At 41.4% G+C, this 24,328-nt stretch carries 21 protein-coding genes; 4 read left to right on the top strand and 17 right to left on the bottom strand.

The genetic code is table 11. The features are described 5' to 3' along the window. Positions 1-7: 7 nt before the first annotated feature. From rpsN to ACIPK1_RS06950, 11 genes are all read right to left on the bottom strand, one after another. The gene (gene rpsN, locus ACIPK1_RS07000) at positions 8-277 is read right to left on the bottom strand and encodes a 30S ribosomal protein S14 (protein ID WP_005237326.1); all 270 of its coding nucleotides are present in this window, start codon (positions 275-277) and stop codon (positions 8-10) included. 16 nt (positions 278-293) lie between these two features. Then, positions 294-446: a 50S ribosomal protein L33 gene (gene rpmG, locus ACIPK1_RS06995; protein ID WP_005225339.1), complete on the bottom strand. Its 153-nt coding sequence runs from the start codon at positions 444-446 to the stop codon at positions 294-296. 298 nt (positions 447-744) lie between these two features. Next, positions 745-2,724, bottom strand: coding sequence for a prolyl oligopeptidase family serine peptidase (locus tag ACIPK1_RS06990; protein WP_400450360.1), 1,980 nt, complete (start codon positions 2,722-2,724; stop codon positions 745-747). 78 nt (positions 2,725-2,802) lie between these two features. Continuing rightward, the gene (locus ACIPK1_RS06985; protein ID WP_400450359.1) at positions 2,803-3,747 is read right to left on the bottom strand and encodes a tocopherol cyclase family protein; all 945 of its coding nucleotides are present in this window, start codon (positions 3,745-3,747) and stop codon (positions 2,803-2,805) included. A gap of 117 nt (positions 3,748-3,864) precedes the next feature. Next, entirely contained in the window at positions 3,865-4,698 is an 834-nt protein-coding gene (locus ACIPK1_RS06980; protein WP_086299186.1) for a hypothetical protein, read from the bottom strand. A gap of 6 nt (positions 4,699-4,704) precedes the next feature. After that, positions 4,705-5,022: a PadR family transcriptional regulator gene (locus ACIPK1_RS06975; protein ID WP_400450357.1), complete on the bottom strand. Its 318-nt coding sequence runs from the start codon at positions 5,020-5,022 to the stop codon at positions 4,705-4,707. 155 nt (positions 5,023-5,177) lie between these two features. Continuing rightward, positions 5,178-5,882 (bottom strand): DeoR/GlpR family DNA-binding transcription regulator, encoded by a 705-nt coding sequence (locus ACIPK1_RS06970; RefSeq protein ID WP_008377293.1) that lies wholly within the window; start codon positions 5,880-5,882, stop codon positions 5,178-5,180. 67 nt (positions 5,883-5,949) lie between these two features. Then, entirely contained in the window at positions 5,950-6,816 is an 867-nt protein-coding gene (locus ACIPK1_RS06965) for a ketose-bisphosphate aldolase (protein ID WP_016613798.1), read from the bottom strand. Between the two features lie 53 nt (positions 6,817-6,869). Further along, positions 6,870-8,273 carry a PTS fructose transporter subunit IIC gene (locus ACIPK1_RS06960; protein ID WP_008377289.1) on the bottom strand — a complete coding sequence of 468 codons (1,404 nt, stop codon included), beginning with the start codon at positions 8,271-8,273 and terminating at the stop codon, positions 6,870-6,872. Continuing rightward, a complete protein-coding gene (locus ACIPK1_RS06955) occupies positions 8,270-8,752 on the bottom strand; it encodes a PTS sugar transporter subunit IIA (RefSeq protein ID WP_225869358.1) in 483 nt (160 codons plus the stop codon). Before ACIPK1_RS06955 ends, ACIPK1_RS06960 begins: the two co-directional genes overlap by 4 nt. A 314-nt stretch (positions 8,753-9,066) precedes the next feature. Further along, on the bottom strand, positions 9,067-10,104 hold the full coding sequence (locus ACIPK1_RS06950; RefSeq protein WP_061053850.1) for an NADH:flavin oxidoreductase/NADH oxidase: 1,038 nt from the start codon (positions 10,102-10,104) through the stop codon (positions 9,067-9,069). 263 nt (positions 10,105-10,367) lie between these two features. Here ACIPK1_RS06950 and ACIPK1_RS06945 point away from each other — a divergent pair, with 263 nt between their 5' ends. Continuing rightward, positions 10,368-12,506: a HelD family protein gene (locus tag ACIPK1_RS06945; RefSeq protein ID WP_400450356.1), complete on the top strand. Its 2,139-nt coding sequence runs from the start codon at positions 10,368-10,370 to the stop codon at positions 12,504-12,506. A 163-nt stretch (positions 12,507-12,669) separates the two neighbouring features. On the opposite strand, the gene ACIPK1_RS06940 is transcribed toward ACIPK1_RS06945, so the two are convergent. Next, positions 12,670-14,052 (bottom strand): CHAP domain-containing protein, encoded by a 1,383-nt coding sequence (locus ACIPK1_RS06940; RefSeq protein ID WP_400450354.1) that lies wholly within the window; start codon positions 14,050-14,052, stop codon positions 12,670-12,672. Between the two features lie 392 nt (positions 14,053-14,444). Between ACIPK1_RS06940 and ACIPK1_RS06935 the strand changes: the two genes are divergently transcribed. Then, entirely contained in the window at positions 14,445-15,845 is a 1,401-nt protein-coding gene (locus ACIPK1_RS06935) for a metallophosphoesterase (RefSeq protein WP_400450352.1), read from the top strand. A 449-nt stretch (positions 15,846-16,294) separates the two neighbouring features. Here ACIPK1_RS06935 and ACIPK1_RS06930 read toward each other — a convergent pair whose 3' ends face one another. From ACIPK1_RS06930 to ACIPK1_RS06910, 5 genes are all read right to left on the bottom strand, one after another. Continuing rightward, on the bottom strand, positions 16,295-16,648 hold the full coding sequence (locus ACIPK1_RS06930; RefSeq protein WP_061053848.1) for a nuclear transport factor 2 family protein: 354 nt from the start codon (positions 16,646-16,648) through the stop codon (positions 16,295-16,297). Between the two features lie 585 nt (positions 16,649-17,233). Next, positions 17,234-17,434: a cold-shock protein gene (locus ACIPK1_RS06925; protein ID WP_005225331.1), complete on the bottom strand. Its 201-nt coding sequence runs from the start codon at positions 17,432-17,434 to the stop codon at positions 17,234-17,236. Positions 17,435-17,681: 247 nt separating this feature from the next. After that, positions 17,682-19,142, bottom strand: coding sequence for a glycoside hydrolase family 1 protein (locus tag ACIPK1_RS06920; protein WP_086332108.1), 1,461 nt, complete (start codon positions 19,140-19,142; stop codon positions 17,682-17,684). Position 19,143: 1 nt separating this feature from the next. After that, entirely contained in the window at positions 19,144-20,586 is a 1,443-nt protein-coding gene (locus ACIPK1_RS06915; RefSeq protein ID WP_005237340.1) for a glycoside hydrolase family 1 protein, read from the bottom strand. Further along, on the bottom strand, positions 20,583-22,454 hold the full coding sequence (locus ACIPK1_RS06910) for a beta-glucoside-specific PTS transporter subunit IIABC (RefSeq protein WP_086299180.1): 1,872 nt from the start codon (positions 22,452-22,454) through the stop codon (positions 20,583-20,585). The genes ACIPK1_RS06915 and ACIPK1_RS06910 overlap by 4 nt, the downstream gene beginning before the upstream one ends. A gap of 107 nt (positions 22,455-22,561) precedes the next feature. Between ACIPK1_RS06910 and ACIPK1_RS06905 the strand changes: the two genes are divergently transcribed. Both ACIPK1_RS06905 and ACIPK1_RS06900 read left to right on the top strand, forming a co-directional pair. After that, positions 22,562-23,371, top strand: coding sequence for a MurR/RpiR family transcriptional regulator (locus tag ACIPK1_RS06905; protein WP_086299179.1), 810 nt, complete (start codon positions 22,562-22,564; stop codon positions 23,369-23,371). Positions 23,372-23,616: 245 nt separating this feature from the next. Then, complete coding sequence (locus tag ACIPK1_RS06900; protein ID WP_005237347.1) at positions 23,617-24,198, top strand: polymer-forming cytoskeletal protein; 582 nt, start codon at positions 23,617-23,619, stop codon at positions 24,196-24,198. The last annotated feature ends 130 nt before the right edge of the window (positions 24,199-24,328 follow it).

Genomic DNA, 24,328 nt, shown 5'->3' with positions numbered 1-24,328 from the left:
CTTTCTGTTACCAGCTTGCTTTTGTAACGCCGGGAATTTCTCCGAGGTGTGCATGCTTACGGAAATTGATCCGTGACATGCCGAATTTATTCATGTAGCCCCGAGGACGACCATCGATCATATCCCGTTTCTTCAAACGAGTCGGATTCGAATCCTTCGGTAGTTTGGCCAATGCTTGGGTATCTCCTTGCGCTTTTAATTCTTGACGCACTGCTCGGTATTGTTCGATCAGTTGTACTTGCTTGTTGTATTTTGCCATTTTTGATTTTTTTGCCATTCAGTTATTGTCCTTCCTATTTCTTGATTTCACGAAAAATCGCTCTGCGCCGCAACTTTGGTGAATATTTTTTTAATTCTAAACGTTCCGGCGTATTGCGCTGGTTCTTATTAGTCAAATAAAGTCTTTCCCCTGTCTCCACACATGCCAAAATAATATTGTTTCTCATAATAACCAGCTCCTTTCTCTTGCGTCACACCAAAAAAGGTTAAAGTGTAACGATTACGTTTTGTATCATATCACACTCAAACATAGGAAGCAAGCAAAACTATTTCTTCTTTTTGTTATTTAACACGTGAAGAAAACGTCATATGAATTTGTTTTCAATCGTTGCTGTCATTGGTGGCAAGGTAACAGGAACCTGTAGCTTTTGATCGCGCAAAAAAACCACCTGATCTTTAAGGAATCACTGGTCGGGCTTTTCAAGCAGCCCATGTCGTGATCCTTTATCAGGTGATTTCTTTCGGTTAATTTACTGATTTGTTCTCATGTGATGCAAGCCATTCACTGATCGCCTGCAAGCGTTCTATCCGCAGGTTTGGCAAGCCATTGCGTGATAATCCATGAGAGGATTGAGGGAACAGCATCAGCTTCGTATCGACGCCTTGACTCTGCAGCGCCATGTAAAACTGCTGTCCTTGTTCTTGCGGACATCGCAAATCATTTTCCCCATGGAGGACTAGTGTAGGTGTCTTGACTTGGCTGGCATAGGCCAAAGGCGACATCTTCCAAAGTCCTTCGATCGCATCAAGTTCCCGCAACAATTGGAATTTGACAAAGGCAGGTCCAATGTCGCTCGTTCCATAAAAGCTGATCCAATTTGAGATCGAGCGTTGCGTAACTGCCGCACAAAAACGATCGGTATGACCAACGATCCAGTTGGTCATAAAGCCACCATAGCTGCCACCAGCTACATGGATCGTGTTCGTATCGATTTCTGGATGGTTTGCCACCACGGCATCAACCCCCAACAGCAAGTCTTGATAATCTTTATTGCCATAATCACCTAAAATCGATTTGACAAACGCCTGACCGTACCCTTGCCCGCCACGAGGGTTCAACAAGATGACCCCATAGCCGTTAGCGGCATGGACTTGCATCTCGTGGAAAAATGTTTCGCCGTAGCAGACTTGCGGACCGCCATGGATGTACAAAATTGCTGGATGACTTTCTTGTGTTTCGGTCGGGGGCAAATACCAGCCTTGAATTTGCCAACCATCTGCTCCTTCGTACCAAAACGCTTCGGGTTTACTGATCGCTAACTGTGACATAATTGCTTGGTTGGGATCGTATAGATCAGTTACTTCGCCACTTGCTAAGTCAATCAAGCCTAAGCGACTAGGGATCGTTGGCGTCGCATAAGCAACAGCAAGTTTGGCTTCCGAATAGATCGCCGCATCAAGGATATCCATTTTTTCATCAAGCAGTTTGGTCCATTCTCCTTGGATCGAGGCGCGGTACAATTGTAGCTTGCCATGCTCCGTTACTGGTACAAGGAATGTGTCATCCGTCAACCAGGTGATCGCTACGCCGCGATTTTTTTGTTGAAAATCACTGATGATCGCATTGCCAAAAGCGATGTCAAGATCTTGGGAAAGATTTTTGACCGCTTTTGTTTTTAAGTCGACCAAAAACAAATCATCCAAGGTCACAAAACCATAGGAAAGATCATTGCCTAATAGTAATAGCTGATCATTGTGCGCTGCAGCAAAAGTATACGTTCCTTCTGGCAGAATGTTTTCTAAACTTTCTGTCTTTTTCGTCTGACTATTTAGGAGACAAACCTTCGAGCCATAATCCCACTCGTCTTCTTCCTCTTTGTCAAAAGTGAAAAACAAAGTCTCTTGATCATCCGCTAAGCCAGAGAACACAAAGGGATACTTATGCTCAAAAATCAGTTCCGTTTCTTGTGTCGCGATCGTTTTTTTGATGATCGAATGTTTTTTTTCTTTTAAAAAGCCGACGCCATCCGCCAAATAATTGACTTTCGTAGTAGCTTTTACTTGTGGAAATTCCTTTTGCTTGTCCGTCTTTTCTTTGTCGTCTTGATTCTCTGAAACCGTCTCCTCTTGTGCCAGCTGGTAATAGATAGCCGTTGCGTCTTGCTTCCAAAAATAGTCGCCCAGACCTTTTTCAGTGACAAGTGCTTGGGGCTTGCCGCCGGACACCGACATCGTCCATAACGTACTTTCACCTTTCTTTGGATCGGTCGTCACAAAACTGAGCCATTGCTCATCTGGCGAGACCTTTAGACTGTTGTGGGTCGTCGCTTCGGTGCCCCACTCACGCCGTTGTTTGGTCTTTGCGTCAATACTATAAATCGCTGAATCATACGTGTTGGTCTCTGGGTTGACTACCGTTTCCAAGTAAAAAACCTGATTTTGCCCCACTGCAGGCTGCGCAATCGTTTTCAGTTCAAACAGTGTCTCATTCGTTATTTTTTTCATCCATTTCCCTCCAAATATACGTGTTTTCGTAGTAACTATCTACTAGTATATCAAAAGAAACGAATTTTTCTGCTTTTTTTAATAGTGAAATCCTCGCAAATTCGCAACTTCTTCAAAACCAGCCGACATCCCTGTCTGCCTTAAGATCTCCTGCCCATTTTCTAAAAGGGTCAAGGTGATTTCCGTACTGGCACTTTCGCGAATGATCCGATTCATTTGCCCAATAGAAGGTGCCCTCAAAGAATGCCCTTCTTTCGTCAAAACTTCGATCGTTAAGGACCATTGTTTTTGTTTGAGATGGATCACTAAACGGTCTTCCGTGCGTTTGACATCATGAATCTTTGCACCATGATAAGTAGCAAAACGATATTCTTGGCTGCCGACTTGCAGAACACAAATCGTTCCCAAAAAAGCAAAACCAGCAAAGGGAATGTCGGCTGCGGAGAAAAAGAACCGAACATCTGGCGCATCAAAGCTGTTGCACTGAACCCAAATATAAGCTGCTGGAAAGGAGGTTCCCCAATCTTTTTCCAAATAACCGATCCCGTTCGTAAAATCGATTGCTTCGTCGTTCCAGTACAGCGTACCTTCTAAGGTATGACTCATGCTCAAGACCCCGTGATAACACTCCATAAATGACAGATACGAAAAAGGACCCATGATACTCGGCGCATAACGTGTCCGCTGAATCGGTTTGTGGTCGTTATACTTTACTGACCCTTGTACTTGAAGTTCGTTATTTTTTAAAGAGACTTGGATGCCTGCTTCACTAAAGATATTGTCACCAATCGTTACTTTACGCTCCTCTTCAGACACTTGAAAGTCAGTTTCTGGAAAGGAAAAGTAATGCGCACCCTCATGATTGATCACTTGAATGAATACTTCTTTGGTCCCGTCTTTTTGAATCGAAAAACCAGGAATAAAAGCATAGACTTCTTCACCGATTTGGTGTTTATGGTACCAGCCTTCAAAAAAAGCGGTCTGCTTGTCGTGGCCGTGAAAGAACTGATCTGTTGTCAACATCTTGATTTCTCTCCGTTTCTTTTTTAGTGTAGCATGAAGCAGAAAGATTCCTCAGGATAATGCTTTTTCTATGTAAAAAAAGCCAGAAACAAGCAAGACACTTGTTTCTGGCTTTGCTTATTGCTCTTTCATCACTCGACGGGTCCACCAGAGAAAAATAAGAAACCCTACAACTAACAGTGTCAAAAGTCCGCCGGTCATCCACGATGGAGCCCCAATGTGATAAAATGCCATGGCTTTTTGCAGGCAACCAAGCAACACAAATACCCCCAGTAGAAAAACGATCGGATAAAAAGCTTTTTCTTTGAGTGATACAACAAAAACGATCGCCGCTACCAGCAAACTGCCAACCAATACTACATCAAATGGAAATGCGATCGTCAGGAGCCACCAGTTTGGGGTCAGCAGATTGATCAGCAGTGAAAGACCAATCCAGCCACTCACAACGAGCCACAGGGAGCCGAAACGAATCACTTTGCTTGTGCCCTTCTTTTGATAGATGGTTTTGCTGATGATCGCAAAAATCCCGATGATCGCTAACACAGTTACCAATCCTGTCAGAAGATAATCCAGAAGGTTAAGAACCAGTGGTCCTTGATTTGTAAAATCAGCTATAAATTTGATTCCCCAACTGATGCCAACCGCTAGATACGCCAATTTGAGGCGCTCTTTGAGATTACTCTTTGGCGTGTTTGCCAATAGTTCATCTGCCACCCCTTTCGGATCATTGCCAAAATAGTGTTGCGCCTCTTCCCCATGAGTTTGTGCTTCTAATAAATCCATTGCAATCGCGTATACCTGCTCTGTGACTTTATGCTCATCGTAAAAAAGGCTGGAAAGTAAGAGGTAGCTTCGCAAATCATCAAAAAATTGGCGATTTTTCTCATTGAATTGTTGCTCGATCAGATTGGTTTGCTTTCGCCAATAGGTCGTCTCTTGTTTATTTGCCATGTTTCCTCACTCCTTAAATAATCCTTCGACTTTCTTCATTAGGTTCGTCCATTGTTCTCTAAATTGTGCCAAATTGTCTATGCCTTTCGGGGTGATCGAGAAATACTTGCGATCAGGTCCTTCAGGTGACTTTTTCATCTCAGAGGTAATAAGTTCTTGTTTTTCCAACTTCTGCAGCAAAGGATAGATCGTGCCGCCAACGATCGTTTCAAAGTCTCTTTGCTTCAGTTCCTGTACCAGTTCATAACCATAAATCTCTTTTTGAGCAATCACTTGCAAAACACACCCTTCCAAAACCCCTTTTAGCAATTGCGTCTCTTTCACGATTTCCCTCCTTTGGTTCCCTTTATCTAGTTTGTTATACAAACTAGTGTTGTACCTAGTATACGTGTTTGCCACTAGTTTGTAAAGCATACTAGCAGTGGAAATAAAAACGGCCTTTTAAATAAGACCGTTTTTGACAAACCCGATGCTTTTTTCTAGATGACAATATCGATATCCTCGGGTAAGAGGCTCTTGTAAAAATATACTTTATTCCGCTTTGATTCTAAAACCATTAGAATAATTTTTTCGGTGCAGTCTTTCAATACCTGTTTAAATACTGCTTCCCCTTCAGTATTCTCAGTGGCTCCTTTTTCTTCATCGTATCCTCTACATGAGAGAAGTGCAAGATCAAAATGATAGGTTCTGAGCTGGTTGACTGCTGTAACTGAATTAACGGTAAACTTTTTGTTCGTTACCGTCCCGCCAACGATGGTCACCTCAGCAGCAGTATGTTCCGATAGTAGTGCGGCAGTTAGCACACTATTGGTTACCACTCGTAACCCATGAATTTTTTTCAGGTAAGGGATCAGGTGCAAAGCTGTGCTCGAACTGTCCACGAAAATGGTCATATCGTCCTCAATATACGTCACTGCACGTTCTGCAATTCTGCGTTTTTCTTCATCATTGACATAATTCCCCACTTTTGTCAGATAAGCCGCATCGACCTTCTCTGAATCGATCAGCACAGCACCACCTCGGGTACGTCTGATTTGTTCTTCGTTTTCCAGTTCAATCAGATCGCGTTTGACCGTAGCATCACTATAATGTAAGAATTCAACTAATTCCCCCAGAGAAGCAAATTTCGTTTCATTTAAATACATCATGATTTTCTGCTTACGCTCATCTTTTGCTTTCCCCATACATTAAACTCCTTTAAAAAAGAGATTCCCACCAATTTAATCCTGTACCAATCAATCATTTCATTTATTATCTCTGATAAAAACGTGCTTTGTCAACCGTATTCAGCAGGGTCAACTTATGGCGTACAACAGCTTTCACATCTTTTATTGGTTGTACATATACTTGATTTGGTTCATACATAGCAGGGTTTTCCGTCAATACTTTTCTGACTGAATCAAAAAATACGGATTTCAAATCAGAACTAAGATTTACTTTACATACGCCATATTTTACAGACTCTCGCACTTCATGATCTGGGTTTCCTGACCCACCATGCAATACAAATGGTAAAGCAATACGATCGTTCAACTTTTTCAACAAATCGATGTTCAACTTAGGGGTGATATTTTTTGGATACAACCCATGAGCCGTTCCAATTGCAATGGCAAGGGTGTCAATGCCGGTAGCACGTACAAAGTCTTCGGCTTGGTCGACATCTGTGTAAATAATTTCTGCAGCTCCCCCTTCTGCGGAACCGTTGTTCCCAATCGTACCAATTTCTGCTTCAACGCTGACACCAACCATATGTGCCAGTTCAACAACTTCTTTCGTGATTTTTTTATTTTCTTCGTAATCGGCTAATGATGCATCGATCATCACCGAGGTATAGCCATTACGGATCGCCCGCATGACATCGTAGATTGATCCCCCGTGATCCAAATGAATAACGACTGGTACCTTACTTTTTAATGCGTACTCCCGCACTGTCGCTATGAAACAATCTCCTAAGTATTCGATCTCATCAGGATGAATTTCTAAAATGACTGGTGCATCCTGTGCCTCAACTTCTTCCATGATTGCTTTTAACATATCAAAACTGCAAATATTAAATGCTGGAACAGCAAATTTATGTTCTTTTGCTACAGCAAGTAATTCTTTCATTGTCATTAACATTGTGACATTCCTCTTTTCTTTTGATTCGTTTCTCTTCAACTTATAAATAGTTTCTAAATCAGTTTTCCTTCATCGGTTGGTTGGCGTTCCATTTCAGTTCTAGATTTTTTCAAAAACCCTAACATCAATGCTGTAACCACCGTTCCAGAAACGATTGCCACGACATACATCAACGGATTGTTCAATACATTGGGAATCGGTAAGATCCAGATACCACCATGTGGAGCTAATGAAGTTACGCCGACACCCATTGATATTGCAGCAGCGGTTGCTGAACCTGCCATCAAACTAGGTATTACTCGTAATGGGTCAGCGACAGCAAATGGAATCGCACCTTCAGTAATATAAGATAATCCCAAAACCCAGCAAGACTGAGCAGAAGTTCGTTCTTCTTGAGTAAATTTTTGCTTAAACAAGATAGAAGCCAAGGCAATGCCTAGAGGAGGTGTCATCCCGGCAGCCATACAAGCCGCAATTGGTGCATTAACTCCTGCCGACATCAAACCAATACTAAAGGTTGAAATCGATTTATTGATGGGACCGCCCATATCAGCTGCCATCATAATGCCTATCAGTAAGCCGAATACCACACCACTCGTAGAACCAAGTCCATTAAGCCAATTCGTCAAAGCATCCAATACATAAGAGATTGGTTTATCAATGAAATAAAACATGGCAAAGCCAGTCACAGCAACTGAGATCAAAGGAACAATAATCAACTGATAGAGTGCCGCAAATGATTTTGCTACTGTTACTTTATTCGCTAAATAATCCGTAGCATACCCAGCGAGTAAACCACCAACCATCCCACCTAAAAAACCAGATCCTCCACTTGCCGCCATCGTTCCCGCAACCAAACCAGCGGCAAAGCCCGGTCTACCGGCAACGGAAGTGGCAATTCCTGCTGCAAGTGCAGGAACCATCAATGCAAAAGCCGTATTCCCACCAATCGTGCTTAAAACTTCGGCAATTTGATTGTATGATGGATCGCTAGGATCAGCTGCATTGATCCCAAAAGCAAAACTAAACGCAATTAAAATTCCACCAGCAATAACCAAAGGCAACATGTAATTAACGCCATTCATGAAATGATTATAAATGCCAGCTTTCTTTCCGGATTCGTTTGAAACATGCTCGCCTTGGGCAATCGTGGTCACTTCTAACCCATCAATTGCCTCTTGGATCACTTTTTCTGGTTCTCTGATTGCTCTTGCGGTTGACACTCTTTTAACTTTTTTTCCAGCAAATCGGTCGGTCTGTACTTCTTTGTCAACCGCTAAAATGACAACCTCTGCCTGTTGAATTTCTTCTGTACTCAAAATGTTTTCGACTTTTACTCCTTGTGTCTCGATTTTGATTGTATATCCCAATGATTTTGCCGTTTTTTCCAGTTTTTCAGCAGCCATATACGTATGCGCAATTCCAGTCGGACAAGCAGAAATACCGACAATTTTCATACAGGTTCCCTCTTTTCTGATTGATTTGATTGAATATTATTAATAATATCTGAGGCGTCTTTTGCCTTCTTTACTGCATTTCGAAATCCTTCGTGCATCAACAATCGTGCGAGATTGCTTAAGATGATTAAATGATCGTCAGTACTCTTTTCAGGTACTGCGATGACAAAAGAATAGGTGACAGCCGTTCCGTCAATTGCTTGATAATCAGTAATTGGACTCGACTTTACGAAGGCGATTGCGGGCCTTAGTACTGCCTTACTTTTTGCATGAGGAATACCAAAATGATCTTCAATCCCAGTAGAGGTTTGTTTCTCGCGACGAAATAAATCTTTTTTGTACTTCTTTATATTACTGATAACTCCTGAGGACTCGAATAAAACAGATGCTTGAGTAAACAATTCTTCTTTTGTCCGAATTTGCTCATCAAATAAAATGAATCGTTCATCAATCAGTTGACCGATATCCAATTTCAACACCTCCATTTTTTGTAATCGTTTTCGAAAACTTGCCTAAACTATACCATCGTGAACTAAACAGTTCAACACTATGAGCTATTTAATGCAAAAGAACGAAAAAAAGTGGGATACGTTCATAAAGTTGATCTATAAAAGTCAAAAAAAGAACAAGGAACGACAAATCATCGTCCATTGTTCTCTTATTTCGATTAATACCTATACTAAAAATTTTCTTGAAAGAAAAACCGCAAGTAAATCTCTACTTTTCTTCCATTCCCGATCTCTACACTTACAAGACATTCTTTCGAATCAACTCTCATGTAATAAAACATGATTCAACGTTTCACCCCACGTTGATAGGAATCATTGTACGCTTGAAAGGACTTATCGTGAAGTTTAGCCGCTGCATCTGCCAACCAGTTGACATTTCTGATCAACGCGCGGCCTTGTAAAACCAAATCCACTTGATTGGTTTGCAAAAGATATTCGCAAAGATCAGGATTATCCAATAAACCGACTGCTGCTACGGGAATATCGACCACTTGCTTGATGGCTGCAGCAAAGGGCACTTGGTAGCCATCATAGATCGGAATATTAGGCTTTTTATCCACCACACCACCGGTTGAGCAATCAAGACAATCAATACCATCTGCTTGAAGCCATTGGGCTACTTGCTGCCAATCTTCCAACGAATTTTGGCGTCCTGGTTCTTCATAGTCTGTCAGTGACAAGCGCATCCACAATGCCCCAGAAAAGACCGCCCGAACTGCTTGTACCGTTTCTTTTACAAAGCGATACCGATTCTCTAAGGAACCACCATACTGGTCGGTGCGTTGATTGACGAATGGCGAAAGAAATTGATCCATCAAGTAGCCATGAGCCCCATGAAGTTCGATCATCGCGACACCCGCATTAGCTGCTCGTTGGGCAGCCTGAACAAAACTGTCTTGCACCCGTTTGATCTCCGCCAGGGTCATTTCTGACGGTAACGGGTAGCGTTCGTTAAAGGCAACGGCACTTGGTGCCAAAGGATTGGTGGCATCAACTGCTTTTCGTCCTGCATGGCTTAGTTGGATGCCTACTTGCGCATCGAACCCATGCAGCAGTTCCACCAATTTCGTCAGTTCTGTTTGCTGTTCTTCATTCCATAACCCTAGATCATTGTTTGTGATTCGTCCGTCTGGTTCAACGGCAGTTGCTTCGATAATGATCAATCCGGCTTTGCTTAATGCTCGTGCCCCATAGTGAACAAAATGAAAGGGCTCCGCAACACCGTCTTCTTTTTTTACTTCATACATACACATCGGCGACATAACGACGCGGTTGGCCAATGTTAAATTCGCTAGCTTCACTGGTGACAATAGTTTGGACATGTTGACACTCCCTCAACGATTTTTCGCTTTGTATTTTTCTCTATATTCAGTATAAACAGCCCCTTCAAAAACACAAGCAATGACCCTTTTTCTCATTTTTAAAACAAAAAAATAGACGCATTCTGCTTGCTCCCATGACATTGGAACAATCAGCTGCCTCTTCCCACTATTATTATACCGCATCCAGAGTCAAAAAAATAGACTAGTATTTTTGGTGGATGCCCGTATAATTGAGTTACTTTGGAGAATGGATGTGAGTCTGAATGAACAACCTAAAGGCTGAAAAGAAGCATCTCGCAGACACGTACCAGCAATTGCTGACACGAAAGACAGTGCTGAACAGTTTCTTGACTGAAGGCAGAAAAAAAGATCGCCTTGCGATGCAAAGCATCGGCGAAGAGATTCGCTTAAACTTTGATAATTTTGCTGACCGTTTAGATACTTTTGCTGCCATCGAAAGTAAGAATCGTGAGATCGACCAAATGAACGCCGCTCTTCAATCTGCTGAACGTGAATTAGCTGCCATCGACCGTCTTCTGGATAGTCCCTACTTTGGTAAAATCTCCCTACAATTTGAAGATGAGGAAACGATAGAAGATTTTTACATTGGGATCAATGGTTTTGTTAATGAAAATAAGGAAGGGCTGATCTATGATTGGCGCTCCCCAATTGCCGAATTGTTCTATGCCAAACGCTTGGGTCCGGTCTCTTATCAAGTGAACAATCAGACGATTTCTGCCGTTCTTGAACAACGACGTCAATTTATTATCGAAAAAGATCAATTGAAGCAAGCCTTTGATACCTCAGTGGCGATTCAAGATGAAGTGTTACTGGCAGCCCTTGAAGCCAATAATAGCCAAAAAATGCAGGATATCACTGCTTCGATCCAACACGAACAAAACGTCATCATCCGTGACTTAGCGCATAAAAACCTACTGGTCAACGGTGTTGCTGGAAGCGGAAAAACTTCTGCTGTCATGCAGCGGATCGCCTTTTTGCTGTACCATTTTCGTGAAGAGATGACCGCAGAGAATGTCTTGATCCTCTCCCCGAATTCGCGGTTTATTGATTATATTTCGCAAGTGCTGCCTTCCCTCGGTGAAAAAAATCCATTGACGTTGACCATGCGGCAGTTTTGCCAAGCATTTCCTAGCGTTGACTTAGAATCGGAAGAGGCTTATTTTAACCGCATCCAGCAAGCACCCAGTGAAGCAATCGAACTTTTACGCAGTGCTGACTTCAGCCGCTTTCTTCAATCCTTGAGCAAACAGCTGCCAGAAGAACTTGTGCTTCAGTTTAAACCAATCAAAAGAAAAAACGTCGTCCTTTTTTCTGAAGAAACGATCGACACTTTCTTCCAAGAAACACCGAAACAGGCACCCTTGCGCGATCGCATCCAAGCTGTCAAAAAGAAATTGGCTTACGCTTGGGAGGAACGATTGCAAAAAAATGCCTTAGCAGCGAATGTTCACGACCAAGTTCGTTCTTTGACTGAAGATGAACAACGATCCCTTTTAGGGACAGTTTTAAAAGATGATTCAGAAAAAACGATTCAGAAAGCAGCCCTTCGCCTCCTAAAGAAAAAATATGCAAAAGTTACGAAACAAATCAACGACCTTACGTGGTTTGATACGAAACAATTGTTAGCAGACAGTGCCGACTATTTTACTCATGGACAGATCACTTTGACGCAAACAACAGATAGTTTGGATTATACTGTTTGTCTATTGCTGATACGTCATTTGGTGGCCGAAAAACAACCTGTCCCTGCTTTGCGCTATCTCTTTATCGACGAAGTCCAAGATTATACGCCAGCACAACTGCAGTTTCTATTATGTCTTTTTCCTATGACCGCTTTCACCCTCGTGGGGGATCAGCAACAGGCGATTTTTACAAGTGCCATCACCGTATCAGAAATCCAAACGATATTTCAACAACAGGCGAAATCCCTCGAAACGTATCAGCTGACTACGAGTTATCGGTCTAGCGGTGTAATCACACGGTTATTTGCTCAAATGCTACCAAAAGAAACCAATTTAAACATCTCTGCCGTTCGACCAGCAGGAAAGTTGCCACAGTTTTATGCCAATCTGACTGACGTTGCCTTGGTAGACATAGTAAAGGAACTTAAGCAGCCAGTAACGATCATCACAAAAGATAGTCGATCCAGTGAAGAGCTTAAACAATTCTTCGATAAACAGGCCGTGTCATTTCATGGAACGGTTTTACCGATTCATCTTGCCAAAGGATTGGAATTTAAGCAGGTTCTTTTATATGATGTTTCAGCAGAAAATTATCATACCGATCAAGATCAGCGGATTCTCTATACGGCGATTTCTCGTGCAATGGAAGAACTGATGGTAACTTCAAAAACGACCTTTTCACCGTTTCTCACTATTTGATAGTAGAACGAGAAACCTCCTATTTTCTATAGAATCTTGATAAGATTTGAGAGAACCCTGTCTTGTCTCTCTGGGTAATTCTCTTGTCTGACCGATTTAGAAAGCGATCGATCAAATAAAAAAGCATCAACGCGATTGCGTTGATGCTTTGCTTTTGATTTGATTAGCGATGGATGTAAGTATATCCAGATGCGCTCAATGTTGCAGTGTTTGGTCCACCAGGACTGTCAAAGCCCATTCCGCCTTGAGAGATCGTGATCGTATTGTTTGATGGGTTGTATGATTCAACATAGGCTACGTGACCATAAGTTGGATCAGCAGTCCAAACGCCACCAACTGATTGACCAGCGGCAAAGACTACAACAGCACCGGCTGCTGGTGTACCATTGACAGTGTACCCATCAGCTGCAGCTGACGCACCCCATTGGGCCCCGTTACCCCAGTAAGTACCTACCCAAGGAGCGCGGTTTTTCACGTACCAAGTACATTGACCCCAAGCATACATGTTCCCTGAGCTTGAATGATCTTTTCCGCCGCCTGTAGAAGTACTTCCGGTAGAATCATTGTTTGATGAAGAGTTTGAACCTGAGTTACTTGAACTTGAATTGCTTGAACCAGTGTTCGAAGAGCTTGTGTTCGATGAACTTGAGCTGTTAGAACTGCTAGTATTGCTTGAACTTGAGCTTGTGTTGCTTGAAGAACTACTTGTTGCTGTTTCAGTAGAAGCAACTGTATTTTCTGTCGTGCTCTCTGTTGATTGGGCAGCAGCTTCTTCTTGTGCTTCTTTCAAAGCAGCAGCTTGTCTTTCTTCTTCTGCTTTTTGAGCAGCAGCAGCTTCTTGTTGTTCTTTCAAGATACGGGCTTTTTCAGCTTCCGCTTCTTGTTTTTTCTTGTTCAATGCATCTTTGTCTTTTTCAGCAGTTGCTTGTTCTGCTGCTAAGTTTGCTTTCAAGACATTTAAATCAGCTTGTTTTGCTGCAATGGCATCTTTTTGTTGGCTAAGTTCTGCTTGGTTTGCAGCAACTTCTTGGATCTTGCTTTCGTTTTCTTTGACTTTGTCTTCAACATCTTGTTTGTCTTGTTTTTGTTGTTCAACTAAATCATTGTTTGCATTGACGATCGTTGTCATCGCTTGTACGCGACCGATAACATCCGTTAAAGAATCTGCTTCTAAAACAGCATCAATGAAATTGGTGCTTTGACCGTTAACTTGTACATCACGGGCTTGCTTTTGAATTGCTTCTTCACGTTTGGCAATACGCAATTTCAATGTTGCGATTTTGTCTTGCAATTTCTCAGCTTCTTGACCTAACTCAACTTGTTTTGCTTCTAATGAAGCAACTTTTGCACTCACTGTTTCAATTTCTGCTTCTTGAGAATCGATCTGTGATTGGGCGTCAGCTTGCTGACCTTTAAGAGAATTGATTTTTTGGTCTTGCTGCTCGATTTGATCATCAATGGAATCTGCAAATGCTAATGCAGGTGCTGCAACTGCGGTTAATGTTAGTGAACACACCATTAATGCTGATAACAAACTATTCTTCACTCGTTTTTCCTCCGACTAGCTGGTTGATTTGACAGATGAACTGCCTTTATAAAAACTTAATTTTGTCTAAGAAAGTTTAATGTTCGATTTAACGACAAATGAATTCTACCATAATGATATGACACACAGATAAAGGAAATGTTACAAAAATGTTTCAATCTAACACTTCCTTTATCTCAGCGATAAATAACAGAACAATTAAAGACCGTTAAATCAATGTTTCTGAATAAAACACCGCGTTTTCTTTTCATTTTCAAAAAATGATGTTCTTTCTATTTTAGTTATTTTTATCACATAAAAGCACCTAAATAAGAGCACTTATAGTTTTTTCGGAATTATCTTAACAAGAAAAACTATGAAAACAAGAAATCTTTCAAAAAAAGACCCTTTATGTGACAAGATTCCTTTTCCTTCCTATAATAAATAAAACAAGCGAGGAGGGAATCGCGATTCGTACACACAAAAAATGGTTTTGGCCATTGGCACTTCTTACACTTTTTGTCACCTGTTTCCTGTTATTCTTTCAATTTCGTAAGATGCATGAAGCCGATACACCTTTGCAACAGGCAAGCAACAGTGAGTTTTGGCTCTTAAGTGATATTCATTTTCTTTCCTCCACGCTTCATGATAATGGCGAAGCCTTTCAGACCTTCACGCAAGGAGCTGCTGGCAAAGAGATGATGTATCAAGAACAATCAATCGAGGCCTTCACCGCTCAAGCCTTAAAAGAGAAACCCACGGGAATTATTTTGACCGGTGATATGACGCTCAATGGCGAGAAAGCAAGTGCTCAAGAGTTGGCAAGATTGCTTGAACCATTGCAAGGAGCTGGCATTATGGTTTTAGCATTACCTGGCAACCACGAGATTTACAATGGTTGGGCGCGAGCATTTCAAGGTGAAAAGGAATACTATGCCGATCAAATCAGTCCTGAGGATTTTCAAACGATTTTTGCTGAAGGTTACGAAAAAGCCAACAGTATCGACAAGTCTTCCCTTAGCTACAGCATTCAGTTAAATGACAAGTATCGCCTCTTTTTACTAGATTCATGTATCTACGATTCTGAGGTTAATTGGGATGATCCTACAACGAATGGTGAGTTGAAACCAGCTACTCTAACCTGGTTGGAGGAGCAATTAACCCTGACAAAAGAAGCAGAGCAAGTACCACTGATCTTTTTACACCATAACTTGTTTGGTCATAATAAATTGTTACAAGACGGTTATGTTCTCGATAATGCCTCTGAGACTGTCGCTTTGTTGGACCGTTTCAACGTGCCAGCCGTTTTCTCTGGTCATATCCACATTCAAGACATTAACGAAGGGAATGATTCGCTTTATGAAGCAGTCACTGGGTCTTATTCAACAGCAGAATTAGGCTACGGCGTCCTTTCTCTTTCTGACAAGGAAATCGACTATGAAGCTCGTCAAATTGATCTAGATGCTTGGGCGGCTGAAACGAAGCAAACTGATGAACAGTTACTGGACTATCAAAACTACCAGAAAAGTATTTTTGAAAATGACACCGACCAACTGGTCCGCGACCAATTGTCCGCCGTGTCTGAACTGTCAGAAGCCCAGATCACACAACTTTGCACGTTTGTCACGAAGCTGAACACGGCCCTTTTTACTGGCAATGATACTTACTCAGTCGAGGAAATAGCTGCCATCAAAGACTCCGAGGAGTATCAGTGGTTAGCGACCTATTCTTACTTTTTGAAGCAATATGTCGATTCAATGCTCGACGATCAAACCGATGATCGCAAGCTGACGATCCCCCTCACAGCAGAATAAAGCCAAAAAGTGTCTTCTTCCTTTCTTTTAGGAAAAAGACACTTTTTCTTTTCTAATGAACGATAGCCCTCTCGTTTGGGTAAACGAGAAGGCTATCTGACGAGTCAATATTTATTCTTTGAAAGTGCAGCATACTATTACTACTATTATTTATTTCTCATTTAAACGATACAATCCCTAACCTCTATTGTATCCTTGTAACTCTGAAGTTACGCCAGGTTTGAATAAATTTCTTCAAAACAAGTAACGTGTGGTACAAAAATATTTGTCGCTTATTAATAACTATACCACGAGACAGAGTGCAAATGGAAGAAAACGTACTTATTCTTAAACATTACTTAAACAAAAAGCTTTGTTTTCATACAGTGTTGCCCTTTAAGAATTTTACGTGAAGCGATCAACCTTCCTGTCATGCATATCTGCTAACCATTCCTATACGGGAATTCCTTTTATTCAATAGGCAAGTCGTGCTGTTTTAAAAAAGATAATTTATCCCAGTAGCCTCTTTGAAATAAAATTTTATCATTTACTATTTGAAAAAAACCGCAGCCTCTCAAACCTAATGGGTCACACCACTCTAAAATTGCCCATTGTCCATCTTCGAAAATGTTCTCAACGATACAAACCATTTTTGCGTTAGAAAAATCTTGCTCAAACATCTGCTTTATCGCTTCTTTCCCAATAACTGGCTCATTGGCAACCTGATGGTTTATTGCATTGTCATCATATAATTCTGAAATACATTCTACATCTGCTTGATTAAACGCATCAACCCATTGGCAAAGTATTTCTTTTGGCTTCATATAAATCCCCCTCGAAATGTAATCATCTTTGTTCCAATCGCAATAAAAAAGCAGCTAATTTGTATCAATATATTCTACTTTTACAATTCATTCAAGACAATATCGATGAAACGAATAAGAATTATCGATCTTTCACATCGATTGCTCTTGTATAAGTACGGGGGACCATACATTGAATCGTGGCATTTTCCACTGTACCTGTTTCTTTATTCTATTCAAATGAGACATGCCATTTGAATCACTTGCGATCAGTGATTTTATTGGTAGCGATGCTACTAAACCTGTTCAATCACTTTTTCATTTACTGTGAAAAGCATTTATTTATTGAATACGGTATAGTGCCCTCTTTCTCTTTTCCTCTTTTTATACGCTTATCATCGAATGAGAAATCATGGATAAGTAAAACACAACGCTTAGGGTTAGTTGACTATCGAAAGCAAAGATGTACTATTTACCATGTTAGGCTCTCAAATCTGCAACTATTCTCTTGTAGCAGATCATCAAAACCCTATCCATTTCAATACTTATATAAAATAAAACAAAAAAAAAGCGAGAACCCAATGGATTCTCGCTTGTTAACGTCAATTAACCTTTAACGATGTTTGTTGCTTGTAAGCCGCGTTGGCCTTCTTCAACGTCGAAAGTCACTGCTTGACCTTCTTCTAAAGTTTTGAAGCCGTCGCCTTGGATAGCTGAGAAGTGAGCAAATACATCATTGCCGTCTTCACCTGTAATAAATCCAAAACCTTTATCTGCATTAAACCATTTTACTGTACCGTTATTCATAAACGTATACCTCCATATTACACATCGACTGTGTTTATTTGTTTGTAATAGAAAATGATGTGTAATTGAAGTGTGTATCAATAGAAAAGATAAACAAGTATTAACATATCAGAACTTTACCTTTTCATCATAGCACGGTTAAAATAAAATAGCAAATAAATTTGGGCTTTTTTCTTGATAATAAGCGAAATTGTTATGAAATCTTATGATTAAGCCTAGGAATTGCTTTATCTGGAAGAATCAAAAATCAAAGAGTTGCGCCGTTTGAAGCAATTACTTTTTTGTACCAATCAAAAGATGCTTTCTTGATGCGTTTCTTTGTGCCATTGCCTTCATCGTCTTGGTCGACGTAGATAAAACCATAGCGTTTCGACATTTGTGAGGTCGAAGCACTGATGATATCGATGCAGCCCCATGCCGTATAGCCAAAGACCTCGACGCCATCATGTAACGCTTCATTGATTTGTTCAATATGCTGACGCAGATAGTCGATTCGATAAAAATCATCGATGGTGCCATCTTCGTTTACGACATCCTCTGCTCCCAAACCGTTTTCGGCAATAAACAAAGGTTTTTGGTAGCGGTCATAGAGTTGATTCAATGCTGTTCGCAACCCTTTGGGATCGATCTGCCAGCCCCATTTACTGCTTGGCAAATAGGGGTTTTTTATCCCACCAGTAATCAAATTCCCGACAGCACTTTCCAATCGTTCTGGATGCGCGCTGACTGCACTGGACATATAGTAACTAAAGGAAACAAAATCCACAGGGTTTTCCCGGATGACTTCTAAGTCTCCTGGTTCGATCACCAATTCCACTCCTTTTTCTTCAAACATGCGGTTGGCATATGCTGGATAATAGCCTCTTGCCTGCACATCACTGAAAAAGAGTGAGGTTCGTTGACTTTCGACTGTTTTTTGGACATCATCTGGATCACAGCTGTACGGCGTTAATAATTGATAGCTGATCATACAGCCGACCTTGGCATCGGGAATCAATCGATGGCAATAGTCAGTCACGATTGCGCTGGCGACAAATTGATGGTGCGCCCCTTGGTACTTTTCTTGTTCAATATTAGGATGGCCTTCTTCAATGATCCCAACACTAACATATGGATGGTGTTTGACACAGTTGATTTCATTAAAAGTCACCCAGTATTTGACTTTCTTTTGGTATCGCTCAATCACCGTCTTGGCAAAACGGACATAAAAGTCGATCACTTGCCGATTCGGCCATCCTCCATACTCAGTCACTAAATACAAAGGCATCTCATAATGGGATAGTGATACCACTGGTTCAATCCCATACTTCAAACATTCATCAAAGACTGCGTCGTAAAATGCCAATCCAGCTTCGTTTGGCTCTACCTCATTCCCCTTTGGAAAGATCCGTGTCCAAGCAATTGACATCCGATAGGCTTTGAAGCCCATCTCAGCAAATAAGCGAATATCTTCTTTAAACTGATGATAAAAATCGATGCCCTGTCTTTTCGGATAGTATTTCGTGCTGTTAGGATCCTGTGCTTCTGCAACTTGCTGATGAGTCATCATATGCCATTGGTCAGTCCAACGTTCTTTCGGCATTGAGGAATCGAACAGATAGACATCAGAAACCGACAAGCCTTTTCCATCGATCCCAGAGCCTCCTTCAACTTGGTTGGCAGCTGTTGCTCCCCCCCAGAGGAAATCTTTTGGAAAATAACTTTTCATTTTACTTGCCGCCTTTCAAAAATGATTCGTACGCCAACGCTTCCCCATTCGTGGCGATCACTTGCTGATAATACGCAAAACTAGCTTTTTTCTTGCGGGAAAGATCTCCGCTACCATCATTTTGCTTATCGACATAGATAAAGCCGTATCGTTTTTCCATCTCTCCTGTCCCCGCAGAAACGATATCGATCGGTCCCCACCATGTATAGCCTAGAATCGTTGCGCCATCTTTGATCGATTCCGCCATTGCCTTTACATGATCTTTCAAATAAGCCATCCGTTCTTCATCGACGATCGATCCATCTTCATTGACAACATCCTTTAAACCAATTCCGTTTTCAACGATAAATAATGGTTTTTGATAGCGATCAGTCAATTCGCTGCAAACATAGCGTAATGCCAACGGATCGATCGGCCATCCCCAAGCAGTTTCTTTTAGGTAAGGATTCTTTTTCCCCAATAATCCGCCAGTATTACCTAAAATTTTCATGCCCGCTTCATGCAATGAGCTGCGGTAAAAACTAAAGCCTAAATAATCGCAGGTCCCCGCTTTAATGATCGCTAGATCTTCTTCTGTAATGTCCAGCAACAGATGATTATCCTTCACGATGCGGTCGAAGTATTCAGGATACGCCCCTCGCAATTGCACATCACTATAAAACAAAGAACGACGGCGCAGTTGATACGATTCAAAAACATCTTGCGGGTTGCACGTTGCAGGATAAATCGGACTCAGTGACAGCATACAGCCAATCTGATTGTTTTCATCTACTGCCTTCCCATTCAGAACTGCTTTGGCACTTGCAACAAACATATTATGACTCGCTTGATAAAGTGCCTGTAATTTTTCTTCTTCAGTCTCGAAAGAAAACACATCGATACCTGCTGCGAGTAAAGGGATCGTATGGGTATGGTTGATTTCATTGAAAGTCATCCAATATTTCACTTTCCCTTTATAGCGTGCAAAAACCACTTTTGTATACCGATCAAAAAAATCGATCAGTGCACGATTTTGCCAACCACCATATTTCGTTACCAAATGCAGTGGTGTCTCAAAGTGAGCTAACGTAACAACTGGTTGGATCCCTTTTTCATTCAAGGCATCAAATAAATCATCATAAAATTGTAAACCTGCTTCATTCGGTTCCGTCTCATCCCCATTCGGAAAAATGCGACTCCAAGCAATTGAGGTACGCAAACACTTCAAGCCCATTTCCGCAAACAGTTCAATGTCTTCTGGGTACCGATGATAAAAGTCGATGGCTTCATGGCTCGGATAAAAGTTTTCCTCTTCAAGCTGCAGTGAAACTTGCTCAATACGTTTTTCACCAACTGGTAAAATATCTGCTACGCTTAATCCTTTTCCTCCTTCCAAATAAGCTCCTTCGGCTTGATTTGCGGCGATTGCGCCGCCCCATAGGAAATTTTTTGGAAATACACTCATGAAATCGCTCCTTTTAATAAATCATTTGCTACCAATGCGGTAACGTCTTTTTTCGCTTGATCCACAACTGTCAATGCATCTTCTTTGATCACACTGGTAAAGACCAACATGGTTGTCGGATCATATCCTTTTTCAATAATTTTTGCTAAGTCAAAGGTGCCAATTTTTTGCCCCTTCACGACTTGATCCCCTTGTTTCACCGAAATCTCAAACACGCCTTTTGCTAAATCAACCGTGTCTAAGCCGATATGAACCAACACTTCCGTCCCAGCAGCTGATTGGATCCCAAAAGCATGTCCAGTTGGAAACACTGTCACAACCGTACCAGTAAGTGGCGCATAAATATCGCCGGCTGATGGATAAACGGCTAATCCATCTCCCATTGCTCGAGAAGAAAATACTTCATCTTTGACATCATCAAGCGTGATCGCTTCACCAGCAACTGGTGTCATCACTTGCAGCCCTGCACCTTCTTCTAAAACAGGTTCTAGCGTTTCTTCAAATCCTAATACATAGGTCAAAATAGCAGTACCGAAGAACGCAAAGGCAATGCCGATCAAATAGTACACAAAGGTGTCCCCAAAGAAAGCTGGCAATGTCGTCAATGCTGGAAAAACATAGACGATGGCCTTGGTTTGCATCATGCCCATAAACGCACCAGCAATGGCACCAACGATGGTTTGAGCAATCAACGGCTTTTTAAATTTTACCGAAAGTCCATAGACGATGGGTTCTGTAATTCCTCCAAGCAATGCTGGAAGCAAGGAAGATAGCGCCAGGCCTTTGGTTTCTTTTCTGCGAGAGCGTAAAAATACACCTAAAGCAACCCCAGCACTCGCAAATGTTGCTGCTGCGATCATCGGGCGCAGCGTATCATAGCCATATACCGCTAGGTTATTGACCATGATCGGTACAACTCCCCAATGGATCCCGATCATTACTAAGAATGTCCAACCGCCACCGATCAACAAGCCAGCCAACAGCCCACTCTTATCGCTGATAAAGTTCATGGCATTGCCTAAACCGTCCCCAAGCATTACACCGACCGGTCCAATGATCAAAACAGTCAGAGGCACCATGATCAAAAGAGCCACTAGCGATAGAGCAAAAATCTCGATACTCTTAGGAATGATCCGTTTGAGTAGGCGTTCCAAGTGCGAGTAGATATAGATCGAAACGATCGCTGGAATCACGGTACCCGAATACCCCATCAGCACAGCTGGGATGCCAAAGAAATCAACCGTCACACCGTTTTCCGTCACCATTGCTGTAAAATTCGGCTCCAGCAACGCCCCAACGATTGCTAAAGCAATAAACATATTGACTTTGAAAATCCGCGCTGCACTGATCGCTAAAAATAAAGGCAAGAAATAAAAGACACTATTGCCAGCAGCAGCTAATATTTTATAGGTGCTTCCTTCTGCGTCCATCAAATGATAGGTCGTAAAAACAACTAGTAAAGCTTTCAACATCCCTGCCCCTGCAAGCGCAACAATGATTGGATTAAAGATCGCAGACAATACATTGAAGAATCGGATAAATACATTGCCTTGTTTTTCTGTTGATTCTTCGGCATCTCCATCACTTTCCAAAGCGTTTTGGATCGAATACTTGCTCATGATCGTTTGAAAAACATCTGCCACATGATTCCCGATCACGACTTGAAACTGGCCATTTCCTTCAATGACTGACAATACCCCATCAAGCTGCTGAATTTTGTTCTTATTTTTTCGTGCCAACTCGACATCTTTCAACTTAAAACGCAATCTAGTGATGCAATGATACAGGCTAACGATATTTTGTTCCCCACCGACCTGTGCTATAATTTCACTAGCAAGTTTTGAATAATCTTTTGCCAAATGACTCACTCCCGTGTTTGATTTATAAAGCGCTTTATGGCGTTACTATAGCAGATTTTTTTCTCTCACCTGCGAAAGTTCGCAATTTGGAAACTGCTTACAAGAAAGGAAAGAAAATGGGCCTCTTAATCATTCGTTTATTGAATCTTTTAAATAATGCACCCACTGATTCCACCAACTACTATATCGGTTTGACCATGATCAACTATTACGATCAGATCCAAACTCTAAGTATTGGTGAATTCGCCGCTCTTTGCCATGTGTCAAAGTCAACCGTTTCAAAATTCGCCCGTACCTTAGGCTTTGATGACTATGGTGATTTAAAAGACAACGCAGCTTTCATCGAGAACCGCTTCAACAATCCGCTAAATTATCGCTCGAATATTTTGTCTGCTTTGGAGCAAGAAGGCGTAGACTCCTATTTTGACGCAGTGATACAAGACATCGATTATCTGCGGCATCATCTTGATCTGCCAGCCATCGAACGGATCGCACAAGCAATTGTTTCGCATAAAAATGTCTTTGCTTTTGGAATATTATTCTCAGAATCGGCTGCTATTGATTTCCAGATCAAACTAGCTTACAACGGCAAGTTCATTCGGACCTTCCAAGACGATCTCGTACAAGAAGAAATCATCAAATCTGCCGATGAAGAATCGCTTTTTATTATTTTTACCAATTCCGGTGACTACCTGACCAAGCAACAAATTCGAAATGGAACGCCTCGAAAAGATTTCTTTGATCGAACCAAAGCCAAAGTCATTGTGATCACCGCCAACCCACAGATCTCGGAACTTCCCTTTGTCCAAGAAGCCATCATCTTCCCTCATCAAACCCATTTCCAAACCCATGCCTTTATGTATCAGTTCATCATGGATTTGATCGTATCGAAGTTCAAGCAGTTGACTGATCGAAAGCGAATGTAGTAATGACCCTCCATTATAGAAGAAGGGCATTTCTTCCATAATGGAGGGTTCTTTGTGAATGAGATGTCTCATTCATTCGTAAGCGTCACGCATTTATTCCTAGTTTCTTTGAAATTTTTTTAATCCTAGGCTGATATTTATTAAATTTCTCCTCATTTATGTTTTTTGTTTCACAAACTTCACTTCGGTATGGTATAATCATTTTGTTTTTAAGAAAACTATGGGAATACAAAGGAGAAGGAAACATGAAAAAAACTAAAATCACTTTAATCGCTGCATCATTGCTTATGGGAGGCACTCTTTTAGCTGCATGTAGTTCAGATAACGACACAGCTGCAAGCTCATCATCAACAGCAGCTTCAACTGCTGCATCAACTGAATCATCAGATGATGTTGTTTCAACTGCTTCTATCAGTGACCAAACTTCAGTCATTGAAAAAGCATTGGGTGCAGATGGTAACTGGATCGTTGCTGTAACTGCTGACATGACATTTGATAACGATGTAACCGTTGATGGCGAATTCCATGATAAAGGCGATGACTCAGCTGATATCTACCGTAAATTTGCATTGTACTCACAAGATGAAGACCGCAACGTAACAGCTGAGTACACAGTAACTGTTCCTAAATTGATCGTTAACTCAGAAAACTTCAACATCGTTCACGGTGTAATCAAAGGTGACGTTGAAGTGAATGCAAACGGCTTTGTATTGAACGGTGCAAAAGTTGAAGGTAACGTAACATTCACTTCAAAAGAATTCCAAGATTCAGCAACACTTGACGAAGATGGCGCTTCTGTAACAGGCGACGTAACAGTTAGCGAATAATCTTTCACTGGATTTCTGTGAAATAGATGAAGAAAAAACGAGGTTGACAAGTTGATCATTGATCCTTGTCAACTTTTTTTTGTTTTTTTATAAACAATTGCATCCGCTCTCATTACTAACATTGTGTAAG

Origin of the sequence: Enterococcus sp. NPDC086594, from assembly GCF_044746145.1 — a bacterium.
In the GTDB taxonomy this organism is placed as follows: Bacteria; Bacillota; Bacilli; order Lactobacillales; family Enterococcaceae; genus Enterococcus_D; species Enterococcus_D entomosocium.
Note: the sequence above shows the minus strand (reverse complement) of the source record. Positions and strands in the feature narration are given on the sequence as shown.